This is a genomic window from Prodigiosinella confusarubida (assembly GCF_002847015.1).
Lineage (GTDB): Bacteria > Pseudomonadota > Gammaproteobacteria > Enterobacterales > Enterobacteriaceae > Prodigiosinella > Prodigiosinella aquatilis.
Map to the genome: position 1 here is coordinate 2,625,708 of NZ_CP025085.1, position 23,591 is coordinate 2,649,298.

Sequence of the window (23,591 nt, forward strand, 5' to 3'; positions counted from 1 at the left end):
CCGTTTTACGGTCAGGGGGAATTATGCCGAACCATCCTCAGTTCAATAACCATTACCACCGCCAATTACCCGGGTTTTATACTGAATTGACACCAACGCCTCTGCGGGGCGCTCGGTTGATTTATCACAGTGAAGCACTGGCCAATGAGCTTGGTTTGTCTCCCGAATGGTTCTGTGGAGAAAACAGTAAGATCTGGTGCGGAGAACATCAACTACCAGGAATGATGCCGTTGGCCCAGGTTTACAGTGGTCACCAGTTCGGTGCCTGGGCAGGGCAACTGGGTGATGGTCGCGGTATTTTACTTGGCGAACAACAGCTCGACGGTGGCCGTTGCCTTGACTGGCATTTGAAAGGTGCTGGTCTGACACCTTATTCTCGTATGGGGGATGGTCGAGCAGTGTTGCGCTCGGTGGTACGGGAGTTTCTCGCCTCAGAGTCCTTGCATTATTTGGGAATACCCACAACGCGTGCATTGACGATTGCTACCAGTGATCAGCTTGTCCAGCGCGAACAGGAAGAACGAGGTGGAATGTTATTGCGGGTGGCAGAAAGCCACGTGCGTTTCGGCCATTTTGAACATTTCTACTATCAACGTGAGCCGGAAAAAGTACGGCAGTTGGTTGATTATGTGATAAGTCGCCACTGGCCACTGTGGCAACAGGAAAATGATCGTTACCAACTGTGGTTTACCGATGTGGTAGAACGTACGGCGCGGCTTATTGCTCAGTGGCAGACGGTGGGATTCACACATGGTGTTATGAATACCGATAATATGTCGATCCTCGGTATTACCATTGACTATGGGCCTTATGGGTTCATGGATGAATATAACCCTGGTTATGTCTGTAATCATTCAGATTACCAAGGACGTTATGCATTTGATAATCAACCGGCTGTTGCACTGTGGAATCTGCATCGTTTGGCTCAGTCACTATCAAAACTGATACCGGTTGAAACGCTACAGCGAGCTCTCGAACGTTATGAGCCCGTTTTAATGCAGGCTTTTGGGGAACGGATGCGGGCAAAGCTTGGCTTGTTCACCGTGCAGGCGGAAGATAATGACATTCTGGTAGGGTTATTGCGGTTAATGCAGCGGGAAAAGGCAGACTACACCCGAACATTCCGACTGTTATCGGCAACGGAACAGCAAAGTGTTCAATCTCCATTACGGGATGAATTTATCGACCGGCCTGTTTTTGATCAATGGTTTAATACATACCGAAGACGTCTGATGATAGAAGATTATGACGATAGCCACCGACAACAGGTAATGATGTCTGTTAATCCTAAGTATGTTCTGCGAAATTATCTGGCGCAGCAGGCGATTGAACGTGCGCAACAGGATGATGTCAGCGTTTTGGCACGATTACATCAGGCACTGAGTCACCCTTATCAGGAACAGCCGGAAATGAACGATCTGGCGGCGTTACCCCCGGAGTGGGGTAAACATCTTGCCATATCCTGCTCCAGTTAAAAGGTAGCTGGCTGTTACTCTTTTTCCTGGATGATAGAGAAGTTCCTGCATATCGCTAATGTTAAAAACACGCTATTGTGTGATGGTTATTTATGACACAAATGAATAGCCATCTATCAGGCTCGAAATTTATTCGTCTCCCGTTTCTCATGATGGCATCGTGAAACGCTATCGGATAATCAGTGAACATGGACTCAGTGTTAAATAAGTCTGTCAACTATAAAGCAAAATACATTTTCTGTTTATATACTAGCGAGTAAGGCAGGGGTCGTTTCTTCAAATGTGTGGGTGACCAGCCATATCCGCTTTATGCGATAAAAATATTGTCACCATCAACGTGGACACTTTTTTGCGGTATTGGAAGTTGGTTATTTTATTTCTATGGGTAGCAAGGTTTGTCCTGGAAAGTATGGTGGGTAATGAACAGGGGATATGGGATGTTGTTGACGAGACAGAAAACGCAGAGACTGTTTTGTAGTGCTATTAGTGCGTTATTGTTGGGAAGTGTGTTTTATCCATTTATAGTTCAAGCGGCATCACCGACCACGACTATCGGGAGAACCGCGGCACCAGTCGATATTTCTTCGCAGGCAAGGCGGATGGCGTTAATGTCAGCACTTCCGGCGAATATTTCACCTCACTATTTGTCTGAATTGACAACGCTTTATACCCGTCACGCTATGCAACCTATGTGGTCTGATCATCGCGCGGTTCGGGAGTTTCAGCAGCAATTGGCCGAAGTCGCTCTTTCCGGTGTACAACCGCAATTTACTACTTGGGTTAGATGGCTGACCGATGCCAGGCTCACCGGGTTTGCACGTGATGTTGTCCTTTCCGATGCCATGTTGGGATACATGCAGTTTGTGTCTGGCGTTGAAAAAAAAGGTAATGACTGGCTTTACAGTAAGGTTTCTTATCCGTTGGCAATGCCGCCGGCAGTAATGATAAATCAGTGGCAGCAGGCTATCTCGGCAGGCAGCGAGGCCCTTTATATTGCCACATTAATACCGCATCACTCGCAATACGCTAAAATGCATCAGGCATTGAAAAATATGTTATTGGATAATCGCCCGTGGCCGAAACTGGTCCTGTCGGGTACATTGCGACCTGGCGATTACAGTACTGATTTGCCCGCGCTGCGAGAAATATTACAGCGTACTGGGATGTTGACCTCTGTAACATCCTCAATATCGCACGACGAGTCCTCTTCCAGCGTTCAGCCGTCCGTTAATGTTTATGATGGAGAATTGGTTGAGGCAGTGAAGCGTTTTCAGCAGTGGCAAGGGTTGCAAGAGGACGGCGTAATTGGTAGACGTACACGTGACTGGCTTAACGTTTCATCCCAGATGCGAGCAAGGCTGTTGGCACTGAATATTCAACGTTTGCGTCTGGTCCCGGATAATGTCAACACGGGTATCATGGTGAATATCCCCAATTATTCTCTCATCTATTATCATAATGGGGCTGAAGTTCTGTCGTCACGGGTGATTGTCGGGCAGCCGAAGCGTAAAACGCCGCAGATGAGCAGTTTGCTAAATGATGTGGTGATGAATCCGCCGTGGAATGTTCCGACAAAGCTAGTGCGCCAAGATATTATTCCCAAAGTGATTCAGGACCCGGGCTATCTGCAACGCCATGACTATGTCGTACTTTCTGACTGGGGACGAGACGCTCAGATCATCGATCCAAGCATGATCGACTGGCCGTTGGTGTCGGCAATGAATTTTCCCTATCGGCTGCGTCAATCCCCAGGGGCGAAGAATTCCCTGGGACGCTATAAGTTTAATATGCCGAATTCAGATGCGATTTATCTGCATGATACACCGAATCATAACCTGTTCCAGAAGGATATTCGGGCGTTGAGTTCAGGCTGTGTCCGGATCAATAAAGCCTCTGAACTGGCTGCCTTGCTATTACAGGATGCCGGTTGGAATAATGCCAGAATCTCCTCAACAATTGATCGGGGGAACACCATCTACGTCCCGATCCGTCAACGTATACCGGTTAATCTCTATTATTTGACCGCCTGGGTAGCCGATAATGGTAAGCCTCAATTTCGTACAGATATTTACAATTATGATGGCATGGTGAGAACCAATGCTCAGGCCTTGCCAAACGTCGGGTCATTTTTGCAATAACTAGCGGTAATATCAGATATTGCTCGTTTTTTACGGCAATGGTGGTGAGCGATAAATCATTAGGATCCTCGGCAACCTTTCATATAAAGCAGGTTGACTCACTTTTCATCGGCAGTTAAGGTTCGGATGGCGCATTTTTTGTACCATTACATCGATTTTTTTAGCCATTTTTAGCCAGGGTAATACTGCTTTATGGAACATATTGACAATCATCGTCGTAAATGGTTGGCACTCGGGAGTGTGGCGTTGGGATTAGCCCTGCTTCCAGGTCGGTCTTTTGCCTCTTTTTCTACGTCCAGACCCCGCATTCTTACGCTGAATAACCTTCATACGGGCGAACATCTTAAAGTCGAGTTTTTTGATGGACACCGGTACAATAAAGAAGAGCTATCACGCTTAAATCATTTCTTTCGCGATTACCGGGCGAATAAGGTGAAAACCATCGATCCCAACCTGTTCGATCAGTTATATCGGTTGCAGGTTATGCTGGGTACCAACAAACCAGTACAGCTTATCTCCGGTTATCGTACTTATCGCACTAATGAGAATTTGCGATCTCACAGTCGAGGGGTTGCTAAGCACAGTTATCACACACAAGGTAAAGCGATGGATTTCCATATCGAAGGTGTGCAACTGGCTACTATTCACAAAGCCGCTCTGAAAATGCGTGCTGGCGGTGTAGGGTATTACCCGAAAAGTAATTTTGTACACATTGATACCGGAGCGGTTCGTACCTGGTAAGGCATAATAACTACATGACATGGGCGGATATAGCATGTCATGGGATAGTGGGGTAAAAACGGAACTGTATGAAATACCAGATTATTCCTGTTACGGCGTTCAGTCAGAATTGCACTTTATTGTGGTGTGAAGAAACCAAAGAAGCCGCTATTGTTGATCCCGGTGGTGAGAAGGAAAAAATCACGCAAGCCGTAACACGGGCTGGCGTTACCGTTAAGCAGATTCTCTTGACGCACGGGCATCTCGATCATGTTGGCGCGGCTGCATCATTGGCTGAGCATTATCAGGTACCTATTTTAGGCCCACAACGTGAAGACGCGTTCTGGCTGAATGGTTTGCCAGCGCAAAGCCGCATGTTTGGGCTGGAAGACTGTCCGGCGTTAACACCTTCCCGTTGGCTTGAAGAAGGCGATTCGGTGACAGTAGGGACAATTTTGTTATCGGTATTACATTGCCCCGGCCATACACCAGGGCATATCGTCTTTTTCGACGCAGCATCGCGTTTGGCATTAGTTGGTGATGTGATTTTCAGAGGTGGTGTCGGGCGTAGCGATTTTCCTCAAGGCGACCATGAGGTATTGATTGCCTCTATCCGGAATAAGCTTTTTCCATTGGGTGATGATGTCGCTTTTATCCCGGGACATGGCCCAATGTCGACGTTTGGTGAAGAGCGGAGAACTAACCCGTTTGTCCGTAATGATACTGCATTTGGTTAATCTGCAATTAATCGTTACCAAGATAGATCAGATAAGATCATTATTGCCAGAGTGACGATTAATCATCAAAACGATATGGTTATAACAGGATTTTTCCCCAAACGCTGAATACATTACTGCCTGTCTTATCAACAAATATCATCTATCTTTCGCAACAAACCCGCTAGCTGTCACGATAGCGGGTTTGTCGTGTTGATATCAGAGTACGGCGACAATGGCTTCACACAACGGAGACATATTCTCCGGTGTCATCCCAGCGACGTTGATACGGCCAGAATTCACGGCATATACGCCAAATTCACTGCGCAGACGTAGTACCTGGTCTTTATTAAGCCCACTGAAAGAGAACATCCCATTTTGCTTGATAATAAAGGAAAAGTCTTGTTGTGCGCCTTTTTCTTGCAGGGTGCTAACAAACAGCTGGCGCATCCGCTGAATGCGTTCTCGCATCGCGGTCAACTCTTGCTCCCAGATGGCGCGTAGCACGTCATTTGACAGAATAGTTGCTACGATTGCGGCACCATGAGCCGGCGGATTGGAATAGTTGGCGCGAATAGTGGCTTTTACTTGGCTGAATGCAGTGTCGGCTGTGGCAGAATCAGCAGCAACAAACGTACAGGCACCGACACGTTCATTATATAGGCCAAAATTCTTGGAGTATGAACTGGCAATAATCAGTTCTTGATGTTTGGCCGCAAAAGCACGCAAACCTTGTGCATCCTCATTCAGACCTTTTGCAAAACCCTGATAGGCAAAATCAAACAGCGGTAACCAGCCTTTCTCTAATGCCAAATCGGCTAATGTAGCCCACTGTTCCGGGGTAGGGTCGATGCCGGTGGGATTATGGCAGCAGCCATGGAACAACACTACATCGCCAGCCTGAGCCGCATTCAGGCTGCTGAGCATGCCTTCAAAGTCGAGTGTGTGATGGGCCGCATCATAGTAGGTGTAATCACAGACCTCCAGACCTGCAGCTGAAAAGACATTTTTATGGTTAGGCCAGCTAGGATTACTTACCCAGATACGCTTGGCACTGGTTTTGTTGGCGATGAAGTCAGCGGCTACTCGTAAACCACCCGTGCCGCCTGGAGTTTGCGCGGTGCGTGCGCGTTTATTGGCAATAATGTCGCTCTGTTCACCGAATAACAATGCCTGCGTGCAACGGGCAAACTCAGGCAGACCATCAATACCCAGATAGTTTTTGGTGGTTTCGTTTTCCAGTAAAAACTGTTCTGCTTTTTTAACACTGGTCAGAACCGGCGTTTTACCGGTTTCGTCTTTATAAACACCAATACCCAGATTGATTTTATGTGGACGCTCATCAGCGCGGAAAAGATCGGTCAAGCCAAGAATTGGGTCGGCGGGTGCAGCAGAGATATTCTCAAACATTGCGAGATAGTTCCATAACAGAATAAGGAAGAAATAGCAGGTTACCGCTAGCTTATGGCTTTGCCAACCGTTTGCATCAAAAGAAATGGAAATAATCACCACGGCAGGGAAGGCAAAATAAAAGCCTGGGCGAGAGGAAAAGATCAGCAGCTAAAAACAAAAAGACAAGGCGGTTAGGCCTTGTCTGAGTTTGAGATGATTTTACGAAAGTGAAATCAACTTTAGAACTGATAAACCATACCAACAGCTACAGTGTCATCGGTACCTTTACCATACTTATCGTCAGCCGTTTTAATCAAGTTGATGTCATATTCAGTGTAGACAGACATGTTCTTGTTAAAGGCGTAAGTAGCACCCAGGCTGACATATTTGGTGATATAAGCGCTGGTTTTGGTTGCGCTGGTGTCATTATCAGCTTTGGCAGAAACATAACCCAGAGACGGTGTTAAACCGAAGTCAAAGTTATACTGAGCAACCGCTTCAAATACTTTGGTTTTGTCAGCATAAGCAGTGCCTGTTGACGTTGAACCAATATAAGTCAGGTTATGGTATTCACCGTAAGTAGCCGCTACATAAATACTATTTGCATCATATTTTAGACCAGTCGCCCATGCATCGGCCTTGGCACCTTCGCCGCCAGCTTTCTGAGCACTAGTACGATTATAAGTGGCATAAGAACCGATTACAGCAATGCCGATTGGCGAAGTGTAAGAAGTTGAAAAACCATAACCATCGCCATTTTGTTTCTTGAGCTCACGAGAGCCTTCGTTTTTACCCAGGTACTGCATACCGAAGTCCCAGCCATCAACCAGGCCGAAGAAGTTCTTGTTACGGTAGGTTGCAACACCGCTGGTACGATTGGTCAGATTATCGGTGTAGCCGGAGTCGCCACCGAATTCAGGCAGAACGTCAGTATAAGAGATACCGTCGTGAGCGATGCCCCGGTTACGACCGTAGTCGAAAGAGCCAAAATCAGCAAATTTCAAACCGGCATAAGCATAACGGGTTTTACCAGCACTACCGTTGGTCGTTTCTGGATTGCTGGCATCGAATTGATATTCGAAGCGGCCATAACCAGTCAGTTGATCATTAATCTGCGTTTCGCCTTTAAAACCCAGACGAGCGTAGCTGTGGTCACCGTCAGAGTTCTGGCTCTTATCTTTTGCAAAATAATGCAAGCCATCGAGTTTGCCATACAGGTCCAACTTGTTGCCGTCTTTATTATAGATCTCAGCAGCGTGTGCTGTGCTTGCCATCAGTAATGCCGGGATGATTACGGCCAGAATATTACGCTTCATCATTATCAATACCCTCATTGTGTTATATGGCACCTGTTCGTTTACAGATAAAGCTTAAGGAACTTCTGCAAGACGCCGGTGTCGTTCTGTGTTCGCAGGCAGTGTTCCATCCACAATGCAGGGGATCTACAATTAAAATGATACTAAATGATTGTTATAGAAACAAATTGTATTAATATGTTTCTAAATATTTTACATTTCTTTATTTTTACCGGTTTATGAATTTTTTAATAAACTATTTGTTATTTTTTATATATTTTTCATTAAATAAAGCGGTATTTTTGATACTTAAAATAGTTTAATGTTTTATAAAAATCCATAATATTCATGGTATTGAAATATGTTTCTACTATTTCTGTCACAAATAATGTGTAATATTGTCGAAAGCAATAGAAGTGTGACTTTCCTTGTTCTTTTACATTATGCGTAAACTTTAAGACCGAGACCGAGACCGAGACCGAGACCGAGACCGAGACCGAGACCGAGACCGAGACCGAGACCGAGACCGAGACCGAGACCGAGACCGAGACCGAGATGTACAAGCTGTGCTTTGTTAACGCGGCTATGACCAGGTTTTAGTCAGGTAAAGTATTTTGGTACTGAAGAACTAAAGATGTGTGTTGAAGACGTGCGGAGCAAGGAGCAAGGAGCAAGGAGTAGAACAGGCATTGGATGCAAGATGGGGGGCAAGGGAAATGGGCAAAAAATAGAGAACGCCAGTCAGCAGGGCCAACTGGCATTAAAATTACCCAATCAGACTGATATCACCATCAGCTGATAGATAATTAGAACTGATAAACCATACCAACAGCTACAGTGTCATCGGTACCTTTACCATATTTATCGTCAGCAGTCTTAATCAAGTTGATGTCATATTCAGTGTAAACAGACATGTTCTTGTTAAAGGCATAAGTAGCGCCAAGGCTGACATATTTGGTGATATAAGCGCTGGTTTTGGTTGCGCTAGTGTCATCATCAGCTTTGGCGGAAACATAACCCAGAGACGGTGTTAAACCGAAGTCAAAGTTATACTGAGCAACCGCTTCAAATACTTTGGTTTTGTCAGCATAAGCAGTGCCCGTTGCCGTTGAACCAATATAAGTCAGGTTATGGTATTCACCGTAAGTAGCCGCTACATAAATACTATTTGCATCATATTTCAGACCAGTCGCCCATGCATCGGCCTTGGCACCTTCGCCGCCAGCTTTCTGAGCACTAGTACGATCATAAGCGGCATAAGAACCGATTACAGCAATGCCGATTGGCGAAGTGTAAGACGTTGAAAAACCGTAACCATCGCCATTTTGTTTTTTGAGTTCACGAGAGCCTTCGTTTTTGCCCAGGTACTGCATACCGAAGTCCCAGCCATCAACCAGGCCGAAGAAGTTTTTGTTACGGTAAGTTGCAACACCGCTAGAACGACCGGTCAGGTTATCGGTGTAGGAGGAGTCGCCACCGAATTCAGGCAGAACGTCAGTATAAGAGATACCATCGTGAGCGATGCCTTGGTTACGACCGTAGTCGAAAGAACCAAAATCAGCGAATTTCAAACCGGCATAACCATAACGGGTGTGACCAGCACTACCGTTGGTAGTTTCTGGCTCACTGGCGCTGAACTCATATTCGAAATGACCATAACCGGTCAGTTGATCAGTGATCTGCGTTTCGCCGTTAAAACCCAGACGAGCGTAGCTGTGGTCACCGTCAGAATTCTGGCTATTATCTTTTGCAAAATAATGCAAGCCATCGAGTTTGCCGTACAGGTCCAACTTGTTACCGTCTTTGTTATACACTTCAGCTGCATTTGCTGCGCCAGCAGCTAACAGAGCCGGGATTACCACTGCAAGAATATTGCGCTTCATCATTATTACCCTCATTGGTGTTATACAGACACCTATTGCAACCATTGAAAATTCCGTGTGGAACTTTTTCCAGAAGCTTGGTGTCTTCCTGTGTCTGCACGCAGTTTTCCATTCACCAGTCCGTTAATCTACCGCGAAAATGATACTAACTGCCTAACTGAGTAACAAATAGAAACTATGTGTTTCAAAATGTAAAAACTACGGAACTTTTGTCGACTACGTCACAAATAAAAACGGAGGTTCGGATTTACCGACCCTCCATTTTCTAGTTATTTGTTTTGCTTATAGTAATTTTTACTTAGAAGCTGGCATTGCGTGGTGAGCGTGGGAAAGGGATAACATCGCGTATGTTTTGTACACCGGTAACATAAGCGATCAGTCGTTCAAAACCGAGGCCAAACCCTGAATGAGGAACGGTACCGTAACGACGCAGATCGCGATACCACCAATAGTCTTCTTTTTTGAGTCCCATCGCTTCCAATCGGATATCCAGTTGTTCCAGTCGTTCTTCACGCTGGGAGCCACCGATAATTTCGCCAATGCCGGGGGCCAGAACGTCCATGGCGGCAACAGTTTTACCGTCGTTGTTCATCCGCATATAGAAGGCTTTGATGTCTTTGGGATAATTTTTCACGACGACCGGCGCTTTGAAATGTTTTTCCGCCAGAAAACGTTCATGTTCAGACGAAAGGTCAACGCCCCAGTAAACTGGGTTTTCAAACGTCTGACCACAGTTTTGTAGAATAGTGACGGCATCAGTGTAATCCACCTGAGCAAAGTCCGAATGGACAAAGCCTTCAAGCCGACTGATGGCCTCTTTGTCGACACGTTCGGCAAAGAACTTCATATCATCAGCACGTTCTTCCAGCACGGCGTTGAAGACGTACTTAAGCAGATCCTCCGCCAGTTTGGCGATATCGTCCAGTGTCGCAAAGGCCACTTCTGGTTCAATCATCCAGAATTCAGCCAGATGACGGCTGGTATTGGAGTTTTCCGCCCGGAAAGTGGGGCCGAAAGTGTAGACTTTGGATAGGGCACACGCGTACGTTTCGCCGTTGAGTTGGCCGGATACCGTGAGGAATGCTTCCTTACCGAAGAAGTCTTCGCTGAAATCCACTTTGCCCTGTTCAGTCCGCGGCAGATTTTCCAGGTCAAGCGTGGATACCCGGAACATCTCACCGGCGCCCTCGGTATCAGAAGCGGTAATCAACGGTGTTGATACCCAGTAATAACCGTTTTCGTGAAAGAACCGGTGAATAGCCTGGGCCAGTGTGTGCCGTACGCGAGCGACAGCGCCAATCAGATTGGTACGTGGGCGTAAATGCGCGACCTCACGCAAGTATTCAATGCTGTGGCGCTTGGCCGCCATTGGATAGGTGTCCGGGTCATCAACCCAGCCGATCACATTGATATTTGTGGTCTGCAATTCAAAGCTCTGCCCTTCACCCGGTGAAGCAACTACGCGACCAGTCACTTCCACGGAGCAACCGGTGGTCAGGCGTAGGACGTCGCTCTGGTAATTAGGGAGATTATTATTGACAACAGCCTGTAGTGAATCAAAGCAGGAACCGTCATAGACGGCAACAAAGGAAATACCGGCTTTAGAGTCTCTCCGGGTACGTACCCAGCCGCGCACGGTGACTTCGTTGTCAACGGCGACACGGCCTTGCAGTACGTCGACTACAGGCACTACGCTCATAACATTCTCTCTTTAATTAAAATTTGTTTGGAAACAGTGAGTGACCCAGATAAAAGGGCGCTTCGCTATGTTACTTGTCGCCTGTCAGGACACAAGCAGAAATCACCGGAATGCAATAAGTTTTGTGCAATTCCGGCGCTGCTGGATTAAACATTAGTCAATACGATGACAGACCAACAAATTTCATGAAGCTTTTTTGACCAATGGCAAGTCAAATGCTTTACGTAGAGCGCTGACAAACGCTGGATCCCGACAGATGGTTTTACCAGGGCTGTCAGACAGTTTGGCGACGGGTTTACCGTTACACTCCACCAGTTTAATCACGATATTCAGCGGAGTTACGCCGGGAATATCACAGGTGAGGTGGGTTCCGATACCAAAAATCAGATTGATGCGTTGCCAGAAGTGGCAGTAAATTTTTAGCGCTTTATCAAGATTCAGACTGTCAGAAAACACCAGTGTTTTAGTTAGTGGGTCGATACCCAATCTTTGATAATGGGCAATCGCTTTTTCTCCCCAGGCGATTGGATCACCAGAATCATGACGCAGTCCCTGATAACGTTGGGCAAAGGTGCCATCAAAATCTCGCAGGAATGCATCCATGGTAATGCAATCGGTCAGCGCAATGCCTAGCTGGTCGGGGTATTCCTGAAGCCAGGCTTGCAGTGCTGCACGCTGACTATTTTCCAGCGTTGGGCTAATTTGCTGATGTGCCTGGAACCATTCATGGGCTTGTGTGCCGACGGGGTTCAGTGCTAGCCGACGTGCCAAATCATAATTGCTGGTACCAATCAGATAAGGAAATTCTGCCTGCAGAGTAGTTACTATCTGTTGCTGTATCTTGCGGGAGAAGCGACGACGGGTACCGAAGTCCATCAGTTTGAAATGGCTAAGATCGATATCTGTACTGCTAGCACGAAAATGCGCCAGAGTATGATGTAACTGCTTGAGTGCGGCATCGACAGTAACAGCCGGTGAACGGATACGGTGAACCACTTCACTGATCACTGCCAACAGTGGCACTTCCCAGAGAATCACTTCACGCCAGGGGCCGGTAATACGGATATCTAATTTGCCGTGATGGTTTTTTACACGGATCTGTTGCGGGTTAAAACGAAAGGTTTTCAGCCAATTTAGGTAGTCGGATTTGAAAAATGGCAGAGAGGAAAGATAGTTGAATTCTTCCTCGCTTAGCGCCAGCTGGCTCATCAACTCAACTTGAGCGATGATTTCATCTGCATAGACCCCCAGTAACTCATCGCCACGACAGCGAAATTCAGCCGTCACATCCACATCAAAATAGTGGTGATATACCGCCTGCTGCATATGTAGTTTATAAGCATCGGTATCAAGCAATGAGGTCAATATCGGGGAAGTGTGTAAAGTCATAATGCGTTACAGCATCCTCGTTAGACGCGTATTTACCGTCATGATAATCATCAGCTCCAGAAAGACCTTGATCATCCATTTACTATTTAATGGCGCTATCACATCATAATGGGGACTTTAACGCGAGATTCAAATGTGCGATTGTGACAAAAAAGTGTCTGATTTTATGTTATATTTAACATTAGTGATTGAAATTAAATGTTTTTTATACTAAACAAAAAACTAAGAAAAGTTCGCCAAATACGATGAACACACTCGAGCATCATGTTGGATTATATTCTGGCAGAGACTTTCCGTTAACAAGGCGAAGCCTTGTTTGAGTATCGGAATTGCACATAAAACAGATGGATAGTGAAAGTATATGGGGCAGATAAAGCATCACACTATACAATAATCTATTGCGCCTGCTGCTCCGGTATTTGTTTACTGTTGTTTACCCCGGTTTACTGAATCGGTCCTGGCACAGGCATTGATGCCTTGCCACCGGATATCAGCACATGGCGGTTGATGATGAACGCATCTGATGTCTCAAGCAGGTCAGAAACCGAACATACCCGTCATTATTACTGCATGTCATAAGGTAAAGATTTATGAGCCAACAACCACAAGTAAAACACCGGCATGATTATCGTGCGCCGGATTATACCATCACTGATATCGCACTGGATTTCGATCTGCATCCGGAAAAGACACGGGTGATTGCTGTCAGTCAGGTGGTGTTACAGGGTAAAAAAGGGGTGCCATTAACACTGGATGGTGAAGGGTTGCAACTGGTTAGTGTCCATGTCAATGATCAGCAGTGGTCTGATTACTGTTTGCTGGATAACGGCCTGGAACTGAGCCAGCTACCAGAAAGTTTCACCCTGCGGATTGAAACTGAAATTGCCCCTGTAGCCAACAGTGCGCTGGAAGGGTTGTATCAGTCCGGGGAGGCATTGTGTACACAGTGCGAAGCGGAAGGTTTCCGTCATATCACTTACTACCTCGATCGTCCGGATGTGCTGGCTCGTTTTACTACCCGCATCAGTGCTGATAAGACGCGCTATCCTTATTTGCTCTCTAATGGTAACCGTATCGCACAGGGTGATCTGGATAATGGTCGTCACTGGATCAAGTGGCAGGATCCGTTCCCGAAACCGTGCTACCTGTTTGCCCTGGTCGCTGGTGACTTCGATGTCCTACAGGATCGCTTCATTACTCGTTCAGGAAAATCAGTGGCGCTGGAACTGTATGTTGATCGCGGCAACCTTGATCGTGCTGGTTGGGCCATGACCTCACTGCAAAATGCCATGAAATGGGATGAAACCCGGTTCAGTCTGGAGTATGACCTCGATATTTATATGATTGTGGCGGTAGATTTCTTCAATATGGGCGCGATGGAGAATAAAGGACTTAACATCTTCAACTCCAAATATGTATTGGCAAAGGCGGAAACGGCTACCGACAAGGATTATCTCAATATTGAAGCGGTGATTGGCCATGAATATTTCCATAACTGGACGGGTAACCGCGTTACCTGTAGGGACTGGTTCCAGCTCAGTTTGAAAGAAGGGCTGACGGTGTTTCGCGATCAGGAGTTCAGTTCCGATCGGGGTTCACGCGCGACCAACCGTATTGATAATGTACGGGTGATGCGAGGTGCTCAGTTTGCCGAAGACGCCAGCCCAATGTCCCATCCAATTCGTCCGGACCAGGTGATTGAAATGAATAATTTCTATACCCTGACTGTGTATGAAAAAGGGGCTGAAGTGATCCGAATGATGCATACATTGCTCGGTGAGGCGAATTTTCAGGCTGGTATGCAACTTTACTTTGAGCGGCACGATGGTAGCGCAGCGACCTGTGATGATTTTGTACAGGCGATGGAAGATGCTTCGAATGTTGATCTTTCCCAGTTCCGTCGTTGGTACAGTCAGTCGGGAACGCCGATTCTGACTATTCGGGACGAATATGATGCTGGCAGCGAAAAATATCAGTTGCATGTTAGCCAGATGACGCCAGTCGGTGTGGATAAACAGCCAAAGCTGCCGTTGCATATTCCGCTGGATATTGAGCTGTACGGCCCGGCAGGGCAGGTTATCCCTCTATTGCAAAACGGACAGCCAGTGGCTTCGGTGCTGAACGTAACACAGGCGGAGCAGACATTTGTCTTTGATGGTGTGTCCAGTCAGCCGTTCCCCTCTTTATTAAGAGAGTTTTCGGCACCGGTCAAACTGAACTATGCCTGGCGTGATGAACAACTGACATTCTTGATGCGTCACGCCAACAATGCATTTTCCCGCTGGGATGCGGCACAAAGTCTGCTGACCAACTACATTCGCCTGAATGTGGCTCGCTATCAGCAACATCAGGTGCTTTCCCTGCCGATGCATGTGGTTGACGCTTTCCGGGGGGTTTTGCTGGATGACAAACTGGATCCGATGTTGGCATCGCAGATCCTGACTCTGCCCAGCGAAAATGAAATGGCTGAGTTGTTTGACATTATTGATCCAGAAGCGATTGCCGCCGTTCGTCATGCCATGATTCAGGCGCTGGCGCAGGAAATGGCAGATGAGTGCCTGGCAGTGTACCGGGCTAACAATATGCCAGAATACCGTGTAGAACAGGCGGATATGGGCAAACGGGCATTGCGTAATGTGTGTCTGCACTATCTGGCGTTTACGGATCGAGCACAAGCAGATCACCTGGTTACGGCTCAATTTGAGCAGGCGGATAATATGACAGACTCGTTGGCGGCGTTGTCTGCGGCGGTAACCGCTCAATTGCCGGGGCAAGGGGCGTTGCTGGCGGCGTTTGATGAACGTTGGCACCAGGATGGTCTGGTGATGGATAAGTGGTTCACACTGCAAGCAACCAGTCCGGATGCAGATGTTTTGAGTCGAGTGCGTGAATTACTCAATCATCGTTCATTCAGCTTGAATAACCCGAATCGGTTACGTGCGCTGGTCGGCTCCTTCTGTTCCGGCAATCCATCGGCTTTTCATGCGGCTGATGGTAGTGGTTATCGTTTCCTGACGGAGATGGTGTCTGATCTCAATACCCGTAACCCACAAGTGGCGTCGCGCTTAATCGAGCCATTAATCCGGTTGAAACGTTATGACGTTTCTCGTCAGGCATTGATGCGTCAGGCACTGGAAGAGTTGAAAGCGCTGAAGAATCTGTCTGGGGATTTGTTCGAGAAAATTAACAAGGCACTGGAAGCGTAAGCATTATCTTACATGACCGAAATAGTGTGTAGACCCACCGCCGATGGCGGTGGGTCTTTGCTTTGGGTTGCATGAGTAATGTTTGCAGAAATTCACGGGTGCTCATTGCCATATAGCCGATGCTGGAACTAGCCAAAATGGTTTCTGCTACGATCAATGTTAGTCACATCAACCCAAGTACAACGCGACGCCTGTCATGATTGATGGCAGGGTTCCGGGAAGAACCATCTGTCAGAAAAGGCTGAACCCGGATCGTCTGTAGCTATGAGCCATGTTAAGCGATCCACGCTCCAGATCACGGGGATACGATACTAAGTATTCAAATAGGCCGGAAACAGCGTACCCAGAGCAACCAGAAAAACCCTGGTGCGCTGGCTAATGCCAAACCCTAGGATCTCCTGTGGGATCCTGGTCCGGCATGTTATGCGACATCGGTATTGTGGTAACAATGCATTTGTTGTTAGAGAGTGGCTTATTTTTAAAATGATCTATTATGGAATTTAAAGTCAAAAATAGCATAAGGAAGGGGATGTCCTCCTGGAAAAGGAAAACGGTTGCGTTGTTTCAGTCCTTTTTGCCTCAGGTCAATTCCCTTTCCGAATTGGATAGCTGATAATCTGCCCCCGGTTTGCTACTGGGAATTCAGGAGAGTTCATGTACCCCCTCATTCGTAATGTGTTATTTCAGTTCGATCCAGAACGAGTTCATGAGTTTACCATCCAACTATTGCATCGTATCGCCCACACGCCACTGGAGCTTTTAGTCCGTCAGTCTGTTCCCACCAAACCCGTTACCTGTATGGGATTGTCTTTTAATAATCCGCTGGGGCTGGCTGCCGGTCTGGATAAGGATGGTGAGTGTATTGATACACTCGGTGCTATGGGATTTGGTCATATCGAAGTAGGTACCGTGACACCACGCCCGCAGCCGGGCAATGATAAGCCTCGTCTGTTTCGGGTAGTGGAAGCGGAAGGCTTAATCAACCGTATGGGGTTTAATAACCGTGGCGTTGATTACCTGGTCGAGAACGTAAAAAAAGCTCGCTTTGGTGGTGTATTAGGCATCAATATCGGGAAGAATAAAGATACGCCGGTAGAGCAAGGGAAAGAAGATTATTTGATCTGCATGGATAAGGTTTATTCTCATGCCGGTTATATTGCTATCAATATTTCTTCTCCCAATACACCGGGATTACGAACGCTGCAATACGGCGATGCATTGGATGATCTGTTACAGTCTGTAAAAAATAAGCAGTCGGAATTAGAACAACGTCATCAAAAATATGTTCCTGTGGCGGTAAAAATTGCGCCGGATCTTTCTGATGATGAATTGATCCAGATTGCAGACAGTTTGGTTCGGCATAATATAGATGGCGTAATTGCGACGAATACGACATTGGATCGTCAATTGATCCAGGGGCTGAATCATTGTGGTCAGACGGGAGGATTAAGCGGTCTCCCCCTTCAGTCTCGCAGTACGGAAGTTATCCGACGTTTGTCGCTGGAATTAAATGGACGATTACCAATAATCGGTGTGGGAGGAATTGATTCATTGATTTCAGCCCGTGAAAAAATGGTGGCGGGCGCAACACTGATTCAGATCTATAGTGGTTTTATTTTTCACGGACCACGTTTGATTAAAGATATCGTTACTTATATCTGATTTTTATCCTTTCATTATTGCCGGGGGGGTTTATTTATTCTCCCGGCTAGTCTATATTTTATTTGCTTGTATAAAAATACGTCAGAACCTTGCCTGATTGATTATTCTGGAAGCAGTAATTATTCAGCAGATAGTGGTGAGGATAAATTAAAGGTAATCCGATGAAATTCACACCTGACGATAATTGGCGCTGGTATTTTGATACTGAACATGAGCGGTTAATGCTTGATCTTGCCAATGGCATAATATTCCGCTCTCGTTTTCCAGCCAGCATGCTGACACCTGATGCGTTTAATGAAAGCGCTTTTTGTGTGGATGATGCGGCATTATTTTTTACTTATCACGAAAAGTGCCAGTGTATGAATATCAGCCACGAAGCAAAAGCCGAACTGGTATTGAACGCGCTGGTGGCAAACCGTTTCCTGAAGCCACTGATGCCAAAAAGCTGGTACTTTGCCCAACAGGAGATGAAAAGCTATTGTCCACAAACGGGCGATCTGGTTCAGGTTGTGCTTAATGACAACCACGAACAGGCCAGTTTTATGATCGTTGAGGCGGGAGATAAAGCCAGCTTGTGCCTGCTGGTACAAGCACAGGTCGCGTTAAGTGGCAAAACCATGATGATGGGAGATGCAATAAAAATCATGCATGACCGGTTGTCACCAGTAGATGAGGAAACCGTGGCTATGTCATCCCCATCAACGGGTTATGCTCGTGCTGTTTAGAGTTCTCCCAACTGGATATTGCTTTGCGGAATACAACTGCAGGACAGGATGGTTCCATCAGGTCCGATAGCGCTATCTTTCAGCGCTGAAACTTCACCATTCTGTAAGGTGAGACGACAACACCCACACAACCCGGCACGGCAGGAGTAAGGAACACGAATTCCATGTTGCTCCAACTGATCCAGTAGAATTTGCTGGTTGTTCCCTTGAAATTTTTGTCCTTGATAATCAATGATTATTGTCTGTGTATTTTGTTGAGGTATCGACAAATGCGCTGCGATGTCCCCGGCCCCATAGGGTTTTGGTGGTCTGGTTGCCAGTACTTCTATTTCATCACCTGCACGAATAATGCCATGGGAACGGGCAATCAGATTCTGACCGAAGTCGACATCGCCATTTTCGGCGGTACGATATTTTTGCAGTGTGGCGAGCGGTTCACCCGCCGGGTGTTTACGTCCGCGCTCTATACTAACGGTAGTGAGTACGCAGCGGCTACAGGGCTTTACGACATCGAAAATAACGTCACCAATGCGGAGGGTTTGCCAACTGTCTTCAGCAAAAGGTGCCGCGCCGGTAATAACTAAGTTGGGACGAAACTGCTCAATTTTAATACCTGCCGGACAACGCTGGCGCAAATCGTCAAAAGAGGCTTCATTGATTAAAAGAAACGGGTAGCCGTCGGCAAATGTCAGTGGAATTTCCGGATGACGTTTCACTCGTCGGGAGAGATCGCGCCCCAACCAGCGTAGTTGCACTGGGCGTTGCAGATACGCGCTGAGCCACTGATTAACGTGTTCGGGCGCAATGAGCGCCTGAAAATGGTTACCCCATACTTCGGTGGGGTGCGGGGCATGGGTGAAATCATCAAACCGGATATCGATACTCTGTCCATCTGTTGCGGCCATGACGATGCCATCCTGCATCAGTGCCGGAGTAAACAATACCAGTTGAGGAAACTGGCGGGCGGTAATAAATGTTCCATCGGTTTCTGTGATCATGAAAATGCGGTCGTACGCCAGGCCGCTGTCAGAAACCATACTGTGCGAAAGCTGGATGCCCCGCATGGACTTTACCGGGTGAATAAAGAGCCGAGTTAAATTGATCACGGAATATTCCTTGCCGAGATAAAGCGGCAACTTTATGACAACCCGCGGGGATTAGCTATAATGCGCCTCAATTTTCTTTAAAGTGATAGCGTCGATATGAACTCTCTGTTTGCCAGCACTGCGCGTGGGCTGGAAGAATTGTTAAAAAGCGAACTTGAGGCGCTGGGCGCCCAGGCCTGTAGTGTGGTGCAAGGAGGAGTGCATTTTCAAGGTGACGATCACCTGCTTTACCAAAGCTTGATGTGGAGCCGTCTGGCATCGCGCATTCTGCTGCCGCTGAATGAATTTAAGGTTTACAGCGATCTTGATCTTTATTTGGGCGTTCAGGCGGTGGACTGGTCATCCATTTTCAGTGTCGATAAAACCTTTGCAGTGCATTTTACCGGCACTAATGATGAGATTCGTAATAGCCAATACGGTGCGTTAAAAGTCAAAGACGCCATCGTTGATAGTTTTACTCGTAAGAGTGGGCTACGTCCGGATGTGGCCAGGCAGCAACCGGATATTCGTATTAACGTCTTTCTGCAGCGTGAAACGGCTAACGTGGCTTTGGATTTGAGCGGTGATGGTCTGCATATGCGCGGCTATCGTGAAATGGCCGGGCAGGCTCCGCTGAAAGAAAATCTGGCGGCGGCAATTGTGCTGCGTTCCGGTTGGGAACAGGGTATGCCGATGGTGGATCCTCTGTGCGGATCCGGCACGTTGTTGATTGAGGCTGCCATGATGGCGGCGGATCGTGCGCCGGGTTTGCACCGTCAACACTGGGGCTTTTTGGCCTGGCAGAAACACGATGCCTTATTGTGGAAGGATGTGACAACGGCCGCACAAAATCGTGCCTGGCAAGGGCTACAAGCCACTACTTCCCGGTTTTTTGGCTCGGATAGTGATCGCCGGGTGATTGAGATAGCGCGAGCGAATGCTCGGCGGGCTGGTGTCAGCGAATTGATCACTTTTGAGGTGAAAGACGCGGCACAGTTACAGAATCCGTTGCCGCAAGGACCGAAAGGTGTAGTGCTCAGTAATCCGCCATACGGTGAACGTTTAGACAGTGAACCGGCACTGATTGCCCTGCATAATATGCTGGGCCGTAAGATGAAAAGTGAATTTGGTGGTTGGCAGCTTTCCTTATTCAGTGCATCGCCGGAGTTATTGAGCTGTCTGCAACTGCGGGCCGACCGCCAGTTTAAGGCTAAAAACGGTCCGCTGGATTGTGTGCAGAAAAACTATCAGTTGGCCGAAAGTTCAGGTGTTTCTGTTGCGACGATGGCGGAGGATTTTGCCAACCGGCTGAAAAAAAATCTGCGCAAACTGGATAAGTGGGTAAAACAGCAAGGTATCGAATGTTATCGCATTTATGATGCCGATCTGCCGGAGTACAATGTGGCGGTGGATCGCTATGGCAGTTGGGTAGTCGTACAGGAATATGCACCACCCAAAAGCATTGATGCACAAAAAGCCCGTCAACGTCTTTTTGATGTGATAAATGCGACCCTGAGTGTGCTGGATGTGCCTGCCAATCAGTTGGTGCTGAAAACCCGTGAGCGCCAAAAAGGTAAAAACCAGTATGGCAAACTGGCGCAGAAAGGAGAATTCTTGCTGGTACAGGAGTACAACGCCAAGCTGTGGGTGAACCTGACGGATTATCTGGATACCGGCCTGTTTCTCGATCATCGTATCGCCCGCAAGATGCTGGGTGAGATGAGCAAAGACAAGGATTTTTTAAATCTGTTTGCCTATACCGGCAGTGCCAGCGTGCATGCCGGGCTGGGTGGCGCACGCACCACCACTACGGTGGATATGTCTCGAACCTATCTGGAATGGGCAGAGAAGAATCTGCGTGCCAATGGCTTGACCGGACGTCAGCACCGTTTGGTACACGCAGATTGTCTGACATGGCTGCACCAAAGCCACGAACAGTTTGACGTGATATTTATTGATCCACCTACATTCTCTAATTCTAAACGTATGGAAGATACATTTGACGTACAACGCGACCACCTGGTGCTGATGCGGGATTTGAAACGTCTGCTGCGCCGTGGTGGCACGATCATGTTTTCTAACAATAAGCGTGGTTTTCAGATGGATGTGGCGGGGCTGGCCGCCGCGGGATTGGTCGCAAAAGAGATTACTGATCGCACGTTATCACAGGATTTTGCTCGTAATCGTCAGATTCACAACTGCTGGCTGCTACAACATGCCGGAGAGGAAAAGTAACCACAATGTCATTAATCAGTTTATCGGGCGCATGGCTGTCGTTCAGTGATGCCCCGTTGTTGGATAACACCGAACTTCATATTGAAGAAAATGAGCGTGTTTGCCTGGTCGGGCGTAATGGTGCCGGTAAATCGACACTGTTGAAGATTTTAGCCAAGGAAGTTCCACTGGATGATGGCCGTCTGGTGTATGAGCAGGATGTGATTGTGGCGCGTCTACAACAAGACCCACCGCGCGATGTGGAGGGTACTGTGTTTGATTTCGTGGCGGAAGGCGTCGCAGAGCAGGCCGGATACCTGAAAGAGTATCACACCGTTTTACGGTTGATCAGTACCGATCCCAGTGAAAAGAATCTCAACCAGTTGGCGAAAATTCAGGATGTACTGGAACATCAAGGGTTGTGGCAGTTGGAAGATCGCATCAACGAAATTTTGGAGCAACTGGGGCTGTCGGCAGATATGCCGTTGTCGGCACTGTCCGGCGGCTGGCTGCGTAAAGCCGCATTAGGACGGGCATTGGTTAGCTCACCGAAAGTGCTGTTATTGGATGAACCCACTAACCATTTGGATATTGAAACCATTGACTGGTTGGAAAGTTTCCTCAAGACATTTCAGGGCAGCATTGTGTTCATTTCACATGACCGATCGTTTATTCGCAACATGGCGACCCGGATTGTTGACCTGGATCGCGGCAAGCTGGTGTCCTGGCCAGGAGATTATGATAAGTATCTGCTGGGCAAAGAAGAAGCGTTGCGGGTTGAAGATCTGCAGAATGCGGAGTTTGACCGTAAGTTAGCTCAGGAAGAAGTCTGGATTCGTCAAGGCATCAAAGCGCGGCGTACTCGTAATGAAGGTCGGGTTAGAGCATTGAAAACGATGCGTCAAGAGCGGGCCGGGCGTCGTGAAGTGATGGGCTCTGCTAAAATGCAGGTTGAAGAGGCGGCCCGTTCCGGCAAAATTGTGATTGAGCTGGAAAATGTGCACTATCAGGTAGACGGGAAGGTACTGGTAACCGATTTTTCGGCGCAGGTACAGCGTGGTGATAAGATCGCGTTGGTGGGGCCAAACGGCTGTGGCAAAACTACGCTGTTGAAACTGATGCTGGGCCAGTTACAGGCCACTCGTGGACGAATTCATTGCGGTACCAAGCTGGAAGTCGCCTATTTCGACCAGCATCGTGCGGAATTAGACCCGGAACGTACGGTAATGGACAATCTGGCGGAAGGTAAGCAGGAAGTGATGGTTAATGGCCGCTCACGTCACGTATTAGGCTATTTGCAGGACTTCCTGTTCCATCCCAAACGTGCTATGACGCCAGTGAAAGCGTTATCTGGCGGAGAACGCAACCGGCTGCTGTTAGCCCGCCTGTTTTTAAAACCCAGCAACCTGTTGATTCTAGATGAACCTACCAACGACCTGGATGTGGAAACGCTGGAATTGTTGGAAGAGCTGATTGAAGGTTATCAGGGTACGGTCTTGCTGGTCAGTCATGATCGACAGTTTGTGGATAATTCGGTGACCGAGTGCTGGATCTTTGAAGGTAACGGCGTTATAGGTCGTTATGTCGGTGGTTATTATGATGCACAACAGCAACGTGCTGAAACTATACCGCTACGTAACCCGGCTATTGTGCCTGCTGCCGCTGCCTCGGTAAGCGACGCGCCAACCAGCGCCGCACAACCCGCCAAACGGTATTCTGGTAAATTGAGTTATAACCAACAGCGCGAGTTAGCGCTGTTGCCGCAGCAGATTGAGGAACTTGAGCAGGAAATCAGTTCATTACAGCGACAAATGAGTGATTCTGGCTTCTTCAGTCGTTCGTATGACGAAACCCAGCAGGTTCTGCACGCGCTGGCGAAGGCAGAGCAGAGCCTTGAAACCTGTTTTGAACGCTGGGAATCACTTGAAGCGCAAAAGAACGGCTAATCTTTAGCAGCAGATGGCCTGGCGTCGCCTCTGTGTCAGGTCTATC

General features: G+C 47.6%; 15 protein-coding genes and 1 pseudogene. 9 read left to right on the forward strand and 7 right to left on the reverse strand.

What is annotated here, in order from left to right; translation table 11 throughout:
* Positions 1-23 precede the first annotated feature (23 nt).
* The 4 genes from CWC46_RS11955 (at position 24) to CWC46_RS11970 (ending at position 5,070) form a co-directional block, all read left to right on the forward strand.
* On the forward strand, positions 24-1,475 hold the full coding sequence (locus tag CWC46_RS11955; RefSeq protein ID WP_021016342.1) for a protein adenylyltransferase SelO: 1,452 nt from the start codon (positions 24-26) through the stop codon (positions 1,473-1,475).
* Positions 1,476-1,912: 437 nt separating this feature from the next.
* A complete protein-coding gene (ldtD, locus tag CWC46_RS11960; RefSeq protein WP_021016341.1) occupies positions 1,913-3,613 on the forward strand; it encodes a L,D-transpeptidase in 1,701 nt (566 codons plus the stop codon).
* Positions 3,614-3,805: 192 nt separating this feature from the next.
* Positions 3,806-4,354 (forward strand): peptidoglycan L,D-endopeptidase MepK, encoded by a 549-nt coding sequence (locus CWC46_RS11965; RefSeq protein WP_021016340.1) that lies wholly within the window; start codon positions 3,806-3,808, stop codon positions 4,352-4,354.
* 68 nt (positions 4,355-4,422) lie between these two features.
* The gene (locus CWC46_RS11970; RefSeq protein WP_021016338.1) at positions 4,423-5,070 is read left to right on the forward strand and encodes an MBL fold metallo-hydrolase; all 648 of its coding nucleotides are present in this window, start codon (positions 4,423-4,425) and stop codon (positions 5,068-5,070) included.
* A 198-nt stretch (positions 5,071-5,268) separates the two neighbouring features.
* Here CWC46_RS11970 and CWC46_RS11975 read toward each other — a convergent pair whose 3' ends face one another.
* The 5 genes from CWC46_RS11975 to pncB all read right to left on the reverse strand — a co-directional run bounded on the left by CWC46_RS11975 (position 5,269) and on the right by pncB (position 12,707).
* Positions 5,269-6,459 carry an amino acid aminotransferase gene (locus tag CWC46_RS11975; RefSeq protein ID WP_021016337.1) on the reverse strand — a complete coding sequence of 397 codons (1,191 nt, stop codon included), beginning with the start codon at positions 6,457-6,459 and terminating at the stop codon, positions 5,269-5,271.
* A 221-nt stretch (positions 6,460-6,680) separates the two neighbouring features.
* Positions 6,681-7,760: a porin gene (locus tag CWC46_RS11980; RefSeq protein ID WP_021016336.1), complete on the reverse strand. Its 1,080-nt coding sequence runs from the start codon at positions 7,758-7,760 to the stop codon at positions 6,681-6,683.
* A 782-nt stretch (positions 7,761-8,542) separates the two neighbouring features.
* Positions 8,543-9,622, reverse strand: coding sequence for a porin (locus tag CWC46_RS11985; RefSeq protein ID WP_021016335.1), 1,080 nt, complete (start codon positions 9,620-9,622; stop codon positions 8,543-8,545).
* 295 nt (positions 9,623-9,917) lie between these two features.
* Positions 9,918-11,318: an asparagine--tRNA ligase gene (gene asnS, locus CWC46_RS11990; protein WP_021016334.1), complete on the reverse strand. Its 1,401-nt coding sequence runs from the start codon at positions 11,316-11,318 to the stop codon at positions 9,918-9,920.
* A gap of 183 nt (positions 11,319-11,501) precedes the next feature.
* Positions 11,502-12,707, reverse strand: coding sequence for a nicotinate phosphoribosyltransferase (gene pncB, locus CWC46_RS11995; protein ID WP_021016333.1), 1,206 nt, complete (start codon positions 12,705-12,707; stop codon positions 11,502-11,504).
* 590 nt (positions 12,708-13,297) lie between these two features.
* On the opposite strand from pncB, the gene pepN reads away from it, so the two are divergent.
* Positions 13,298-15,913 (forward strand): aminopeptidase N, encoded by a 2,616-nt coding sequence (gene pepN / locus CWC46_RS12000; RefSeq protein WP_021016332.1) that lies wholly within the window; start codon positions 13,298-13,300, stop codon positions 15,911-15,913.
* 79 nt (positions 15,914-15,992) lie between these two features.
* Here pepN and CWC46_RS23645 read toward each other — a convergent pair.
* Positions 15,993-16,320 (reverse strand): annotated as a pseudogene (locus CWC46_RS23645) (ABC transporter permease subunit); the annotation flags it as partial.
* Positions 16,321-16,567: 247 nt separating this feature from the next.
* Between CWC46_RS23645 and pyrD the strand changes: the two are divergent.
* Both pyrD and CWC46_RS12010 read left to right on the forward strand, forming a co-directional pair.
* A complete protein-coding gene (gene pyrD / locus CWC46_RS12005) occupies positions 16,568-17,575 on the forward strand; it encodes a quinone-dependent dihydroorotate dehydrogenase (RefSeq protein ID WP_021016331.1) in 1,008 nt (335 codons plus the stop codon).
* Between the two features lie 161 nt (positions 17,576-17,736).
* Positions 17,737-18,300, forward strand: a complete 564-nt coding sequence (locus CWC46_RS12010) for a cell division protein ZapC (protein ID WP_021016330.1) — start codon at positions 17,737-17,739, stop codon at positions 18,298-18,300.
* On the opposite strand, the gene CWC46_RS12015 is transcribed toward CWC46_RS12010, so the two are convergent.
* On the reverse strand, positions 18,297-19,406 hold the full coding sequence (locus CWC46_RS12015) for a YcbX family protein (protein WP_021016329.1): 1,110 nt from the start codon (positions 19,404-19,406) through the stop codon (positions 18,297-18,299). The two genes, CWC46_RS12010 and CWC46_RS12015, sit on opposite strands and share 4 nt — an antisense overlap.
* A 96-nt stretch (positions 19,407-19,502) precedes the next feature.
* Here CWC46_RS12015 and rlmKL point away from each other — a divergent pair, with 96 nt between their 5' ends.
* Together rlmKL and CWC46_RS12025 are read left to right on the forward strand one after the other, a co-directional pair.
* Positions 19,503-21,620 (forward strand): bifunctional 23S rRNA (guanine(2069)-N(7))-methyltransferase RlmK/23S rRNA (guanine(2445)-N(2))-methyltransferase RlmL, encoded by a 2,118-nt coding sequence (gene rlmKL, locus CWC46_RS12020; RefSeq protein WP_021016328.1) that lies wholly within the window; start codon positions 19,503-19,505, stop codon positions 21,618-21,620.
* A gap of 5 nt (positions 21,621-21,625) precedes the next feature.
* The gene (locus tag CWC46_RS12025; protein WP_021016327.1) at positions 21,626-23,545 is read left to right on the forward strand and encodes an ABC transporter ATP-binding protein; all 1,920 of its coding nucleotides are present in this window, start codon (positions 21,626-21,628) and stop codon (positions 23,543-23,545) included.
* Positions 23,546-23,591 lie beyond the last annotated feature (46 nt).